This window comes from Paenibacillus sp. HGH0039, assembly GCF_000411255.1.
Taxonomy (GTDB): domain Bacteria; phylum Bacillota; class Bacilli; order Paenibacillales; family NBRC-103111; genus Paenibacillus_F.
The window spans coordinates 1,452,128-1,466,312 of record NZ_KE150412.1 but is presented as its reverse complement, the minus strand read 5'-3'; the positions used below and the strand labels follow the sequence as shown (position 1 = coordinate 1,466,312).

Genomic DNA, 14,185 nt, shown 5'->3' with positions numbered 1-14,185 from the left:
GCGCAAACCGCCGCTCCATCACGCAAAAACACGGCCTGCGAATTCGCAGGCCGTGTTGGTTTTAGGGCTGAAGCTTGGAATAACGGTCCATCATGACGGCGATTTCCGCCCGGGTTATGTAACGGTTCGGTTTGAATTCCGTCGGGCTTGTCCCGTCGACGATGCCGGCTTTCGTCAGCGTATAGACGGCGCCGGCGCACCACATGGAGGCGGGAACGTCGGAGAAAACGTCCTGCCCGGCCGGCGGCGTTAGAGCCGGGGTGCCTTTCATTTCGCGAAGCCGCTGAAGAATGGCGGATACCTCGCCGCGGGTGACCGCCTGGTTCGGTCGTACGGTATGATCCGCGTAGCCGTCGAGAAGTCCGAGGCGGACGGCTTTTGTCATCACCGGATAGGACCACTGGGTCGATTTCAAATCGCTAAAAGCGGGTGCGGGTGCGGAATTTCCCGTCCCGAGCAGGCCGTCGAAACCGAAGACGCGGTCCATTACGGTTACGAATTCCGCGCGTGTCAGCGCCCGGTTAGGCTCGAAATAGTTTCCGATGCCTTCCATCCAGCCTTTGTCTTTGATGCGCAGGATGGCTTCGCGTGCCCAGTGCCCGGCAGTATCCGGGAAAACCGGCGGCTGGTAAGAGACGACCCCGTCGGCGATCGCTTTTGCCATTTTGGTGCGGAACGCCGGATCGGCCAGTAAATCCGCTTCTTTTTTGTTGCTCAAAAAGCCGGTTTCGACAAGGATGCTCGGGATTTTTCCTTTGCGGACGACATAAACCGCGCTCGGCACCAGGCCTTGATCCTTCAATCCGGTTTGTGACAGAACGGAGCTTAATACCTTTTGGGCCAGCAGCTTGCTGGAAGGTGTAAGGGCTTCCATTTCCGGACTGGCGGGATAATCGTCCTGGGGATAGCGGCTGTCGTAATACAGCACCTGCGATCCGTTTGCGGTCGAGCTTGGATTTGAATTGGCATGCACGGATACGAAAACGTCCGCGTTCTGGGCATTTGTAAATTGAACTCGTTCGTCAAGGGATAAATAACGGTCGTCCGACCGGGTCATCACGACTTCGACGCCCTTCTTCTTGAGCTCGTCGCGGAGCTTCAAAGAAACGTCGAGGTTGACCGTTTTTTCATTGAGACCGTTTACACCGATGGCTCCCGGATCTTTCCCGCCGTGACCGGGATCGACGACAACCTTGTAGGCCATCGCCTCGTAAGGAAAGACCAGCAGAAGCGCGAGGGTCAGCCCTGCTAATTTTGTAGTTTTTTTCATCGTGTTTTCCCCTCCCGTTTCCAATTGTACAGGTACTTTCCAGGTTAGTAAGCCGGAAATATGTTACAATTTGTTGTTTGTTCGGATTGATGCGAAACCTGCCGCTCCGTATAATAAGGGAGAAACAAGGGAAGAGAGAGGATAACGGATGAAGAAAAACGGCTTCACCCTCGTTCTGTTTTTAGTGATCGGTCTTGTCGTCGGCATCATTGTGGGACAACTGCTAGCACCGGTCAAAGCACTGGCGTTCCTGACCAAAACGACGGATATCGTCTGGCAGCCCAAAGCGGACCTGCAGGTCATCCAGTATGATATCCTTTTGCAGATTAAACTGAATTTGTGCAGCATTATAGGCCTAGCAGCCGCTTTCTGGCTGTACCGCAAGGTGTAGCCCGTGAGAAGACGAAAGTAAATTTTTAAAAGAAAAGTGGAGGCATACCGCTATGAGCCAAGACGGCAGCGCGCCCTATGAGCAGGGCATTAAACTGATTCTCGCATCCTCTTCGCCAAGACGGCAGGAGCTGCTGAAAGGGATGGGGTTGGATTTTGAAATTATCGCCAGCGATGCGGATGAAACCGTGGAGGAGAGCCTGGGTCCCCGGGAGATCGTCGAGACGCTTGCCGTGCGCAAAGCGGAGGCGGTATCGGCCTCTTTACCGGGTTCATACGCCCCGGACAGAACCGTCATCATCGGGTCCGACACGATTGTGGTTCTAGGCGGGGAAGTGCTCGGCAAGCCTAAAGACGAGCGGGACGCTCTCCGCATGCTGTCCGCTTTGCAGGGCCAAACTCACGAGGTATTCAGCGGAGTCGCCTGCCTGAGCGCGGACCGCAGGAACGTTTCGGTGAGCCACCGCCGGACGAAAGTCACGATGAAAGCGATGGACGAGCAGCGGATTCTCCGGTATATCGGGACGGGCGAGCCTTCGGATAAGGCGGGGGCATACGCGATTCAGGGGATCGGAGCCACATTGATCGAGGGAATAGAAGGCGACTATTTCAATGTCGTCGGTCTTCCGGTGTCTCTTCTGAGCGAGATGCTCGAGCCTTTCGGCATCCGCGTCATCTAGGTAAATGTCCCCGGCCCTGAACCGTTTTCATTAAGAGTCGATTCTGCTACAATAGAGAGAACATCAGGAGAAAGGAGGGCTATGTCATGAACAGCGAGTTTACGATTGCCGTGCACAGTCTGGTGCTTCTTGCCCATTTACCGGAACACATGGCTTCTAGCGATGATATTGCTTCCAACGTTTGCACCCATTCCGCGCGCATCCGCAAAATTATGGGCTGTCTGCGCAAAGCCGGATTTGTTCGCACCAAGGAAGGATGCGGAGGCGGATTTATTCTCAATCACGACCCGGACGAGATTACGCTCGGCGACATTTATCAGCTAACTTCGCTCGGCACCCTCAAACCGAACTGGTGTTCGGGTGATCAAGGAAATGAATGTCTTGTTTCTGCGAACATGCAGAATGTGATGGACAACATGCTGGATGGAGCCGAACAGAATATGATTCAATATTTGAAAGGCGTGACAATCGGCAGCATGCTCCGTACCTTGAACGAGACGGAGAAGAGAGCCGCCGATGCCGAGAAGAATCTGATTTCCTGAAGCGGCGCCTGCCTTTGCTAAGCGCTCAAGGACATGCAGGCGCCCGCTTTATTGTAACGATACATGAGGAAAGACACCCGGTGCTGCGGGGGCGGCGCGGACCCAGCTTTCACAAGGCGCGATTTCTCCCGTTAGGGAGACGCTTTGCCGGTCCGTCCGCCTGTCTTCTTGGGCCTTGGACGCCGCCGCTTTCCTTGCCGTTTCCTCAATCGCCGAGCCGGTTAAATGGCTAAGCTTGATTTTACCCTTTCATGCACCTCGATTTCTTTCCGCTTTCGGGCCCTTGCGCTCTTGCTTTTTTACTCTCCCATTTCCTTTTCTTCTTCATGAGTTTACTGCTTGCCGCTTGTCTCTCCCGTATTCCGTTTTAATTTTCCTTCTCCGCTGACGCATCTTGTTTTCCGCTCCGTTCTTTCCTTTACTGCTGCCTTCCCTATTACACCGGCTTTTTGATCCTGCTGTTAGAAAAATCCCTCTAAACCTATCTTCAGAACCGGAAACCCGTCGTAAAATTTTTATTTGTGAGTCATCTTTTGTATTTTTTGTCGAGGTATGCAGACTTTTTTGGGACCTGTATCGTCCTATTTAACAGTCCCTCTGACCTTTGTATGGTTTTGTGCGGTTTTATGTGATGACCGCATAGGTATAAACGAATGATCTCTGCCGATTTTCACAGGCATTTCCGTTCCGGTCACCCCGCTCTTATTGTTTGGGGATGCTCCAGTTAAAACCGGACCGCACAGTGGCCGAATGAAGACGACAAAAGCCCGGCAGACGGCGCTTTTCGGACGTTCGGTGCCGGTTTTAAAGGAAATGTTGGAAATTGGCCTAAGAACATACCGGAAGAGGGGAATATATGATATCATCAATTGTCACCTTGCGTGAAATTCCGCCGGAAGAGAGACCCCGCGAAAGAATGATGCAGCTCGGGGCTTCATCGCTCAGCAGTGCCGAACTGCTGGCTATCCTGGTTCGTACGGGAACCTATTCCGAGTCTGCTTTGGCGCTCGCACAGCGGATTCTTTCCGAAACGGGAGGACTCCGGGGGTTAGTCGAAGCCAGCCGGGAAGAGCTTGTTCGAATCAAAGGGATAGGCGACGCCAAGGCGCTCCAGGTTATGGCCGGAATCGAGCTGGGAAGACGGATTTCCCGGACCCGCACGGAAGAAATCACGACGGTGCGCTCTCCGTTTGATGTTTTCGATCTGCTTAAGGACGAACTGCGCTATTTGCAGAAAGAACACTTCGTTTGTTTGTTCCTCAATACGAAAAACCACATCATCGGACGCGAAACGCTGTCCATCGGAAGTTTGAACGCCTCCATTGTGCATCCGCGCGAAGTTTTCCGCGCCGCGATTCAGCGCAGCAGCGCCTCCATCGTTTGTGTACATAACCACCCCAGCGGGGATCCAACGCCAAGTCCACAGGACATTGAACTTACGCACAGGCTGACAGAAGCCGGTGATATCATAGGGATCGAAGTCCTCGATCATATTGTCATCGGAGATGACCGCTATGTCAGTTTGAAGGAGCATGGTCATATGTAATATAATAAAGATTATGTTCGTGGAAAGACCCCTAATTTCGACAATGACTACGAAAACTATGACGAAACAATAAACCGTCGGTATTTTTCTGCTGCCATTTAAGCAGTTAATCAGAGAGAAGATGGATTTTGGGAAGGAGCCGTTTTATTATGTTCGGAGGTTTTACAAAGGATTTAGGTATCGATTTGGGTACTGCCAATACATTGGTGTATTTGAAGGGCAAAGGAATTATCGTGAGGGAGCCGTCGGTAGTCGCCATCCGCACGGATACGAAAACCATTGAGGCTGTCGGCGACAACGCGAAGAAAATGATCGGACGTACGCCGGGCAACATCCGTGCCATTCGTCCCATGAAAGACGGCGTAATCGCGGATTTCGAAACGACCGCCACGATGATCCGTTATTTCTTACGTCAGGCACAGAAGGATCGTTTCATGTTCCAGCGCCATCCGAATGTTATGGTCTGCGTACCGTCCGGCATTACGGCGGTTGAGAAGCGCGCCGTGGAAGACGCGACCAAGCAGGCCGGCGCACGTGACGCTTATACGATCGAAGAGCCGTTCGCGGCCGCAATCGGTGCGGATCTTCCGGTCTGGGAACCGACGGGAAGCATGGTTGTGGACATCGGCGGCGGTACGACCGAAGTGGCCGTTATTTCCCTCGGGGGAATCGTGACGAGCCGTTCCATCCGCATCGCGGGCGATGAGATGGACGAAGCCATCACCCAGTACATCAAACGTACCTATAACCTGATGATCGGCGAGCGCACGGCCGAAACGCTGAAAATGGAAGTGGGTTCCGCCCTGCCGATGGAACAGCCGGAGTTTCTTGAAATCCGCGGCCGCGATCTCGTGACAGGTCTGCCGAAGACGATTTCCGTCACTTCCGACGAAATTACGGAAGCGTTGACCGACACCGTGAACGCCATTATCGATGCGGTTAAAGTGACGCTGGAGAAATGTCCTCCCGAGCTGGCCGCCGACATTATGGACCGCGGTATCGTGCTGACGGGCGGGGGAGCCCTTCTGCGCAATCTCGATAAACTGCTTGCAGGCGAAACCGGGATGCCGGTTATCGTCGCGGACAATCCGCTTGATTGTGTAGCCATCGGGACCGGCCGCGCCCTGGACCACATCCATCTGTTCAAAGGTGCCAAATCCGGCGCCAAATACAGACGCTAGTCTGACACTGTGCCGACGTGAGAAGGTGTTGAATTGTTGAAATTCATGGGGAACAAGAGGCTGATGGTTCTGCTTGTGGGTCTCATCTGTTTTTTCATTCTGATGGGACTTACACTTAGCGGACGGACGAAATTTTACTGGCCGGAAAAATTTCTGAAAGATTCGATCGCCTGGACGCAGAGCGTATTTTACAGACCGGCAGCGGGCGTGGCGGGCTTCTTTGAAGACGTCGGCAAGCTTAAAACCATCTATGACGAGAATCAGATCTTGAAAAAAAGACTGACCGACTACGCACTCGCTACCCAGCAGCTGAACGCGCTTGAAGATGAGAACAAACGGTATAAAGAAGCTCTGGGGTTCACGGAGCGCCAGAAACAAGTGTCCAATTATAAATACCGGATTGCCGACGTGATCGCGGCAAGTCCCGACCCTTATAACGGGACCATCACCGTAAATCTGGGTGAGAAAGACGGCATCAAGCCCAATATGGCCGTTATTAACGTGGACGGTCTTCTTGGCCGGGTCCTCACCGTAACGGAATTCACCTCCAATGTGCAGCTTCTTACGGATTTGAGCGATACCAACAACAAGGCGCCCGCTATTTCCGCAACCGTCAAAGGCAAGGAGTACAAATCCGCCGAAGGCCAAGGTTCTTACGGGATCATTGAGTCGTACGACAAGGAAAAGGGTCTGCTCGTGATGAACAAAATCGATCAGAACGACAAGCTTGCGGTCGGCGACACCGTCATTACCTCCGATATCGGCAAAGTATTCCCGAGCGGTATTCCGGTAGGTACGGTCGTTTCCCGCGAGCCCGGGGATTTCGGGATTACCCAGAAAGCGATGATCAAACCTTTCGCTGATTTCAGACATATCCGGGAAGTCTTTATCATCGAAATACCCGAGGTGAAATAGCCATGGTACGCAACTCGCTCTGGCTCATTCTGTTCTCGCTGCTCATATTGGAAGGATCGCTCATTCACTGGCTGATTCCGGATTCCTGGCAGCAAAGCGTCCGGATTTCTTCCAATTTCATGCTGATCATTATTTTGTATATCGGACTTTATTTAAACCGGCATTCTGCACTGCTGTATGGCCTCGGTTTCGGGCTGCTTCACGATTTCGTCTATTTCGGACACATACTCGGCGTCTACTCCTTCGGATTCGGATTGGTCGGCTACATAGCGGGGCTTCTTCCCCGCAGGCAGACGAACCTTATTTTCACGACTTTGATGACGATGGGAGTCGGCGTTCTTATTTTCGAGATTATCAAATTCGGAATCAACCGTTTATTTAACATTGTAACGGTGAATTTTCAGTTTGCGTTTACCCATATTATGCTGCCGAGCGTGCTGCTCAACATGCTGTTCGCCCTGGCGGTATACATTCCGATGCGCAAGCTTATGGAAGCCCTCCAAGGCCAAGGATCCAGAGCGGAACATTAATTTTGACCGTTCTTTTTCACCCGGCAGGAAAACCCGGACAGCAGGCCGAATTGTATGGGGTGGGAGGTTGGAACGTTTATGACGACGGCAGGTAAACATCATGTGATTATAAAAGGAGTCAAAGACGGCCTGAACTTTCTTCTCGACGATTCATGCGAGCTTGCGACTGTCCTGGAAGAACTGCGGCACAAGGTGGAGAGTACTCACGACCGCATTCTGACCGGACCTATCGTGCGTGTTCAAGTCAGACTCGGTAAGCGCAGCGTCAGTGACGAGGAGAAGGAAGAAATCCGCGCCATCATCGGACAGAAGGGCAACCTGCTCATTCAGTCCATTGAATCCGATGAACCGGAGCCGCTTGTCGGAACGGCTGCTCCCATTACCATGCTTAAAGGGATGGTCCGGTCGGGACAGACACTTAAACATGAAGGCAATCTGCTGTACATGGGGGATGTCAATCCCGGAGGCACTATACTGTGCACCGGCAGCATCTACATCATGGGTTCCTTGCGGGGAATGGCACATGCGGGTGTGGACGGGGACGAGGCTGCGATCGTTGCGGCATCCCATATGCGTCCGACTCAACTGCGCATTGCCGGCGTAATCAGCCGGCCTCCGGATGAATGGGGATTCCAGGAGGCATTTATGGAATACGCCTATATCAAAGACGGGCGTATGGAAATTGATAAATTGAACGGTCTGCACCGTATGGTGCTTGCTTAATAGCCGGACGGCCTTTTGCAAGCCGGCAGCACGCAATTATCGTAACGCTGAGGAGTGAATACCATGGGAGAGGCAATCGTTATCACTTCCGGAAAAGGCGGCGTCGGCAAAACGACCACGTCGGCCAATGTGGGGACAGCACTCGCTCTGCAGGGCAAGAAAGTATGTATGGTCGATACCGACATCGGACTGCGCAACCTGGATGTGGTTATGGGGCTGGAGAACCGGATCATTTATGACCTGGTTGACGTTGTGGAGGGACGCTGCAGGCTTCCTCAAGCGCTGATCAAGGATAAGAGGTTCGAGGAACTGTATCTGCTCCCTGCCGCACAAACCAAAGACAAGCATGCCGTTTCCCCGGAGAGCGTCAAGGATATCGTCCTGGAATTGAAAAAAGATTTCGATTTCGTCATCATCGACTGCCCTGCCGGAATCGAGCAGGGCTTCCGCAATGCGGTGGCCGGAGCCGACAAAGCGATTGTCGTTACGACCCCCGAGAATGCGGCCGTCCGGGATGCGGATCGGATTATCGGCCTGCTGGAGAACGAGAAAATCCATGCTCCGAAACTGATTATTAACCGCATTCGCCAGAACATGGTCAAAAAAGGCGAAATGCTCGATATCGACGAGATCTGCTCCGTACTGGCCATCGACCTTCTGGGAATCGTGCCGGATGACGAGCATGTCATTAAGGCGGCGAATTCCGGCGAACCGACCGTGATGAATCCGACTTCACGGGCAGCCATCGCTTACCGCAATGTCGCACGACGCATACTGGGTGAATCGGTCCCGCTTATGCCGCTTGACGAAAAGCCGGGTATGCTGGCTAAATTGAAAAAGTTTTTTAAATTAGGATGAGTGCGATATGCTTGCCAAATTAAAAAAATTAGATTTGACCATCATTTTTTTGTTGATGGTGCTAATTACCATCAGTTCCTTTTTGGTATACAGCGCGGATATAGACGACCCTCACATTAATGTAAATTGGACGAAAACGATCATCATTTATGTTATTGCTTTATTCGCCCTGACCGCATGCAGCTTTTTGGATTATAGAATCCTCATCCGATTTTGGATATTTCCTTATTTGATCAGCATCGCGCTGCTTGTCTTTGTACTCAAAGTAGAGGCGATCAATGGGGCAAGCGGGTGGATCAGTATTGGGGACTTTTTATTTCAGCCGGCCGAGCTTTGTAAGCTATGTGTCATCATTGCACTTGCTGCCTGGCTCCGTAGAAAGAATGAGGAAGACCTCCAACTCTTTAAAGATGTGATCCCGATGGGGTTATTAACCTTACTTCCTTTTGCTTTAGTTTTTATTCAACCCGACTTGGGAAATGCGATCATCCTGATTGGGGTTCTTATCGGAATGCTATGGATAGGGAACGTTAAATATTCTCATGCGCTCATCGGTCTTATTGTTTTCGGTGGCGGCCTGTTTGTATTCTTCTATTTCTATTCGATGCATCCGAAAGAGATCAGTGGGTATTTGATTGAGAATTTCCATTTTAAACAGCACTGGTTTAAACGGATCGACACGTTTTTAGATCCGTCTACCGCAAGTTTGAACGACCGTTATCAGATGGAGAACTCCTACAGAGCGATCGGATCCGGCGGTCTGACGGGTGAAGGCTACTTGAACGGAAGCTCTATCCATTCTAACTTTATTCCTTACGCGTATTCGGATTCCATCTTTGTCGTGGTTGGGGAAGAATTCGGCTTCCGCGGCGCAGCCGTGCTCCTGATGCTTTACTTTTTCCTTATCTACAGAATGATCCTGATAGCCATTCAAAGTAAGAACCGAATCGGTTCCTATCTGGTTGTCGGAGTTGTAGCCATGTATGTCTTCCAGATATTTGAGAATATAGGCATGTTGATTGGGCTGATGCCTTTGACCGGTATCACGCTTCCTTTTATCAGCTACGGGGGGACGTCTTTGTTAATTAATATGCTCTGTATAGGAATGGTATTGAGCGTTAAAATCCATGATCATGCCATAGAAGACGATAAATAAACAGGCCCGTGAGGCCTGTTTTTTGTATGCTCATATTTCGTACAAGCCGTACATATGCTGTAGTAAACAAGCCCCGCCTCACAGGAGGTCAAGTCATGGAGAACAAGCATAACGTGCGCCAGCGCAGACTGGAAAAAATCAGGGAGCTGCAGGAGAGCCCTCCTGGTAAAGCTCCTCGGCACCGGCAGTCAAGAGAACTTTTGCCCCTCGGTAATCCGGCTTCGGAGGTGGAACCGGCGCCTGACATGCTGCCTTTAGTCCGCCGGGATCAAGAGTTTGACGACAGATGGAACGACCCCGAATATGTATGGAAGCAAAAAATGCAGCGCGAGCTTCAGCTTCCCGCCGCTTACTATGCCCGGAGACCCGGCGCTATGGATCCGGAAGATGGAGACGGGGGCGGATACCACCCTCGTATTCCTTACCGTATCCGGTTTCTGCGGCAGCTGGTCGCCAGTGCCATGCTATTCGGTCTTATCTGGGGCATGTTTCAGCTTCAGCATCCCTTGATTGAACGTGGGAAAGGGATTGTCGCGACGGCCCTAAGTGAGCCGCTCGATTTTCAGCAGCTGTCGGCCTGGTATCAGAAAACGTTTGCCGGGGCGCCTTCCTTTATTCCGGCTTTTCATTCGGATGAAGAAAATCCGGCTGTAAAAGCGGATGCCCAGAAACGCTCCTATTTTGTACCGTTGAAGGGAAAAATCCACCAAACCTACACGGCTGACAAGCCTTTCGTAAGCGTAGCGGCCGAGCCCCATACCCCCGTGTACGCACTTGATGCGGGACAAGTCACCTTTGCGGGTCCCAAAGACGAGACAGGCTACACGATCATCATCCGCCATCCGGGGGGCCTGCAGTCCGAGTACGGGCAGATCGAGCAGTCCCGCGTCGAGGTCAACGACTGGATCAAAGGGGGCGAAGCGATCGGTCAAGTGTCCAGAGACAGCAAGAGCGACAAAGGGCTTCTCTATTTTGCCGTCCAAAAGGAAAGCCGTTACGTCGATCCGGCGAGTGTGATCCCGTTTGAATAACCGGCTGCAGGTACGTTTCCGCTTTCATCCCCTTTTTACAATGGTGATGCTGCTTTCACTGGCGACCGGACATTTTTTGGAATCGGCCACGTTGTTTGGCATCGTTTTTCTCCATGAGCTCGGTCATTTCGGAGCCGCGGCCGCTTTCGGCTGGAGGGTGCGGGAGGTTCGCCTGCTGCCGTTCGGAGGCGTACTTGTCGTCGACGAGTTGGCATCCGTTCCTCTGCGGGAAGAAATGATCGTCGCGTTGGCGGGACCGCTCCAGCATCTCTGGCTGATCGCTCTCGGCTTCTTCTGCCGCTTTCTCGAAGCGGGGGAACCGGAGTGGTGGTCCTATTTTATCGAAATCAACGCGGTTATCGCCTTGTTTAATCTGCTGCCGATTTTGCCGCTTGACGGGGGAAAACTGCTGCAGGGGTTGCTCAGCTTGGGCTTGCCTTACCAGCGCACTCTGGTGTGCACTGTCTGGGTGTCTATCGTACTCGGATTGATGATGACCGTCATCGCCATCTGGCCTGCGGGGACGGGACAGATTCACATGAACGTCCTTATCGTCGGCTTGTTTCTGCTCTATCAAAATTGGGTGAGCCGCAGACATCTGCCTTTTTATTTTCTCCGGTTTTTGATGAACCGCGAAGCGAATGCGGAGCGCCTCATGCAGAAGGGAACGCAAGCAAGGCCGATTGCGGTCGCAAGGCAGCGGAAGGTCGGAGAAGTGGTGAAGCTTTTTATGCGTGAAAAATATCATCCCGTCTACGTGATGGGCAGCCGGGGAACGATCGAAGGGATCCTCCCGGAGCAGCAGGTGGTCGATACTTATTTGACGCACCAAAACCGTTCGTGCACGGTATCCGAATTGCTGCCTTGAAGGGCGGAAACGGATCGGGAACAGTTTCCTGACTTGTTCACCCTGGTGTGCGGGGTTTCGGTGTCTAACTCGCTTTTCTGCTTTTATTCAGTAAAGTGCGAAACATCTCTCCTTCATGTACAATAATGATGGGGTGAACGCCATGAAACAACTGATCGTAAGCTGCGAGGCGGCTTCGCTTCAGGCGGCTCTGCTCGAAGATCGCAAGCTCGTGGAATACGAGGCTCAGCATCCTAGCGAGACGCAGCGTGCCGGAAGCATCTACATCGGCCGTGTCGTAAACGTACTGCCTGGCATGCAGGCGGCATTTGTAGATATCGGATTGGATAAGAACGCTTTTTTATACATAGATGACGTGCTGCCTGTCAACATGCAGAAGCAGCCTAAGACGAAACCGCCTATCGGAGAACTTCTTCAGCCGGGCCAGCGTGTGCTTGTTCAGGTCGTCAAAGAACCGGAAGGGTCCAAAGGGGCGCGTGTCACGACCCATTATTCCATTCCCGGCCGCTGGCTGGTGTATATGCCCGGAGCGGGGTACACGGCCGTCTCCCGCAAAATCGAAGCGGACGAAGAGAAAGTCCGCCTGAAGCAGGTGGCGGACAGCCTCCGCTGCGGTGAAGAAGGACTCATCCTCCGCACGGTGTCCGAGGGGCGCAGCGAAGAGGAGCTGCGCCGCGACCTGCTCGATCTCCGCGAGCTGTGGACGGTAGTCGAGCAGAGGGCGGAGGCCGGCGCCGCGCCGGCGTGCATCTACCAGGATCTCGAGCTGCTCCCGCGCCTTGCGCGGGATGTGATCACGGAGGACGTGCTCGAGATCTGGGTGGACGACGAAGCCGTCCGCGCGGAGCTGCAGGGGCTGCTGCGGCAGCGCAGCCCGGAGCTTGCGGCGCGCGTCCGCCTGGACGGCGGCGATGTCCCGCTCTTCGAGCGGTTCGGCATCGCCGAAGAGCTCTCCCGCTCGCAGCGCCGCAAAGTGTGGCTGCCGAGCGGAGGCTATCTCGTCATCGACCCGACGGAGGCGCTGACGGTCATTGACGTGAACACGGGAAGGTTCACAGGGACTTCGTCCCTGGAGCAGACCGTGTTCCGTACGAACATGGAAGCGGCCGCCGAGATCCCGCGGCTGCTGCGGCTGCGCAATTTGCGCGGCATCATCATTGTCGATTTCATCGACATGGAGCAGTCCGCGCACCGCGACCGCGTGCTGGAGTGTATGGCGGAGGCGGTCAAGAAGGACCGCTCCAAAACGATACTCCTCGGCTGGACGAAGCTTGGCCTGCTGGAAATAACGCGCAAACGCAAATAGGAATCGGCAGCATTAATCCTCTCGCGTACGTGGCGGCATATCGGCTTTCGAACCTGAAGGCTGCACGGTGTACAAGCACTCCGTACAAGCAAGCAATATCATCAAACGTTAAGCCTATAGCATGACAACGGCCGTTATCCGGAACTCTTGAACCGGATTGGTCCGGTAATCGGCACGGCATGCGGCACAGGCACGGATAAAAACCGGCCAGCGGGAAACTTTCGCTGGCCGGTTTGTTTTACGTATGGCTGAAGCTTCCCGCCTCAAGCGCAGCATTCCAAGACTTTACCGATCAGAGATATAATCAGTCAGGGAGATTAAGAAGAGAGCATCGCCGTCCTGAGCTGTTGAATAAAACGTTGCAAAGGAAGAACCCTTTTGCTATACTACTATGAGTGCGTTGCTTTAGGCATGCGCTGTAACCGCACGGATCGGGTTTGTGAAGCACGGGCAGAGGCTCTGCCGCTGAACGTCACCTGGATATTGGCGAGTCTGAGACATGAGGAGGTGCAACGAAATGTACGCAATTATTGAAACAGGCGGCAAGCAATACAAAGTACAACAAGGCGATGTTCTTTACATCGAGAAGTTGGAAGCCGGCGCAGGCGATGTGGTCACTTTTGACCGTGTTCTGGTTGTTTCTGGCGACAACGGTCTTCAAGTAGGAGCTCCAGTCGTAGAAGGTGCTAAAGTTTCCGGCAAAGTCGAGAAACAAGGCAAAGGACGCAAAATCATCGTTTACAAGTACAAGGCGAAAAAGAACTACCGTCGTAAGCAAGGTCATCGTCAACCGTACACGAAAGTCGTAATCGAGAAAATCGAAGCTTAAGAGGCCATCAGATGATCCACGTTACGGTTTCAAGACGGTCTGAACAAGACCCGACGATAGAAGCGTACCAAGTCGAAGGCCATGCGGAATTCGACGTTCCCGGCAAAGACCTTGTCTGCGCCGCGGTATCGGCCATTACGGTCGGGACGGTCAATTCGATCGAAGCGCTAACCGGAGTTGTACCGGGTACAGAGATGGAGAAAGGCTGGCTTGACGTTATCCTTCCTCTTGATTCGGAACCGGCACAGATGGCTCAAGTTCAGCTGATCATCGAGTCTATGATCGTGATGCTTCATACTATTGCAAGTTCCTACAGTGACTATATAGCAATTCATACAGCCTATAATGAAGGAGGTTGAC

16 protein-coding genes and 1 other annotated feature are annotated in these 14,185 nt (G+C 52.8%); of the genes, 15 read left to right on the top strand and 1 reads right to left on the bottom strand.

Features of this window, described 5'->3' with window-relative positions:
* Positions 1 to 61 precede the first annotated feature (61 nt).
* The gene (locus HMPREF1207_RS06355) at positions 62 to 1,270 is read right to left on the bottom strand and encodes an N-acetylmuramoyl-L-alanine amidase (protein WP_009672983.1); all 1,209 of its coding nucleotides are present in this window, start codon (positions 1,268 to 1,270) and stop codon (positions 62 to 64) included.
* A gap of 148 nt (positions 1,271 to 1,418) precedes the next feature.
* Between HMPREF1207_RS06355 and HMPREF1207_RS06350 the strand changes: the two genes are divergently transcribed.
* From HMPREF1207_RS06350 to HMPREF1207_RS06280, 15 genes are all read left to right on the top strand, one after another.
* Positions 1,419 to 1,661, top strand: a complete 243-nt coding sequence (locus HMPREF1207_RS06350) for a DUF4321 domain-containing protein (protein WP_009672966.1) — start codon at positions 1,419 to 1,421, stop codon at positions 1,659 to 1,661.
* A 52-nt stretch (positions 1,662 to 1,713) separates the two neighbouring features.
* Positions 1,714 to 2,340, top strand: coding sequence for a Maf family protein (locus tag HMPREF1207_RS06345; protein WP_009672981.1), 627 nt, complete (start codon positions 1,714 to 1,716; stop codon positions 2,338 to 2,340).
* Between the two features lie 86 nt (positions 2,341 to 2,426).
* A complete protein-coding gene (locus HMPREF1207_RS06340) occupies positions 2,427 to 2,882 on the top strand; it encodes an RrF2 family transcriptional regulator (RefSeq protein WP_009672969.1) in 456 nt (151 codons plus the stop codon).
* 856 nt (positions 2,883 to 3,738) lie between these two features.
* Positions 3,739 to 4,428 (top strand): RadC family protein, encoded by a 690-nt coding sequence (gene radC / locus HMPREF1207_RS06335; RefSeq protein WP_009672984.1) that lies wholly within the window; start codon positions 3,739 to 3,741, stop codon positions 4,426 to 4,428.
* Positions 4,429 to 4,577: 149 nt separating this feature from the next.
* Positions 4,578 to 5,609, top strand: coding sequence for a rod shape-determining protein (locus HMPREF1207_RS06330; RefSeq protein WP_009672964.1), 1,032 nt, complete (start codon positions 4,578 to 4,580; stop codon positions 5,607 to 5,609).
* Between the two features lie 36 nt (positions 5,610 to 5,645).
* On the top strand, positions 5,646 to 6,524 hold the full coding sequence (gene mreC / locus HMPREF1207_RS06325) for a rod shape-determining protein MreC (protein ID WP_009672970.1): 879 nt from the start codon (positions 5,646 to 5,648) through the stop codon (positions 6,522 to 6,524).
* A gap of 2 nt (positions 6,525 to 6,526) precedes the next feature.
* A complete protein-coding gene (gene mreD, locus HMPREF1207_RS06320) occupies positions 6,527 to 7,054 on the top strand; it encodes a rod shape-determining protein MreD (RefSeq protein ID WP_009672985.1) in 528 nt (175 codons plus the stop codon).
* A 54-nt stretch (positions 7,055 to 7,108) separates the two neighbouring features.
* The gene (locus HMPREF1207_RS06315; protein WP_016423514.1) at positions 7,109 to 7,777 is read left to right on the top strand and encodes a septum site-determining protein MinC; all 669 of its coding nucleotides are present in this window, start codon (positions 7,109 to 7,111) and stop codon (positions 7,775 to 7,777) included.
* Between the two features lie 63 nt (positions 7,778 to 7,840).
* A complete protein-coding gene (gene minD, locus HMPREF1207_RS06310; protein WP_009672982.1) occupies positions 7,841 to 8,635 on the top strand; it encodes a septum site-determining protein MinD in 795 nt (264 codons plus the stop codon).
* Positions 8,636 to 8,642: 7 nt separating this feature from the next.
* A complete protein-coding gene (locus tag HMPREF1207_RS06305) occupies positions 8,643 to 9,791 on the top strand; it encodes an FtsW/RodA/SpoVE family cell cycle protein (protein ID WP_009672977.1) in 1,149 nt (382 codons plus the stop codon).
* Between the two features lie 95 nt (positions 9,792 to 9,886).
* Positions 9,887 to 10,822, top strand: coding sequence for a M23 family metallopeptidase (locus HMPREF1207_RS06300; RefSeq protein WP_016423513.1), 936 nt, complete (start codon positions 9,887 to 9,889; stop codon positions 10,820 to 10,822).
* Entirely contained in the window at positions 10,815 to 11,690 is an 876-nt protein-coding gene (locus HMPREF1207_RS06295) for a site-2 protease family protein (protein WP_016423512.1), read from the top strand. Before HMPREF1207_RS06300 ends, HMPREF1207_RS06295 begins: the two co-directional genes overlap by 8 nt.
* Positions 11,691 to 11,832: 142 nt before the next feature.
* The gene (locus HMPREF1207_RS06290) at positions 11,833 to 12,996 is read left to right on the top strand and encodes an Rne/Rng family ribonuclease (RefSeq protein ID WP_009675457.1); all 1,164 of its coding nucleotides are present in this window, start codon (positions 11,833 to 11,835) and stop codon (positions 12,994 to 12,996) included.
* A 410-nt stretch (positions 12,997 to 13,406) separates the two neighbouring features.
* Positions 13,407 to 13,500, top strand: a sequence feature (ribosomal protein L21 leader region).
* Between the two features lie 13 nt (positions 13,501 to 13,513).
* Positions 13,514 to 13,825, top strand: a complete 312-nt coding sequence (gene rplU / locus HMPREF1207_RS06285) for a 50S ribosomal protein L21 (RefSeq protein ID WP_009675460.1) — start codon at positions 13,514 to 13,516, stop codon at positions 13,823 to 13,825.
* A gap of 11 nt (positions 13,826 to 13,836) precedes the next feature.
* Positions 13,837 to 14,184, top strand: coding sequence for a ribosomal-processing cysteine protease Prp (locus HMPREF1207_RS06280; protein WP_009675459.1), 348 nt, complete (start codon positions 13,837 to 13,839; stop codon positions 14,182 to 14,184).
* The last annotated feature ends 1 nt before the right edge of the window (position 14,185 follow it).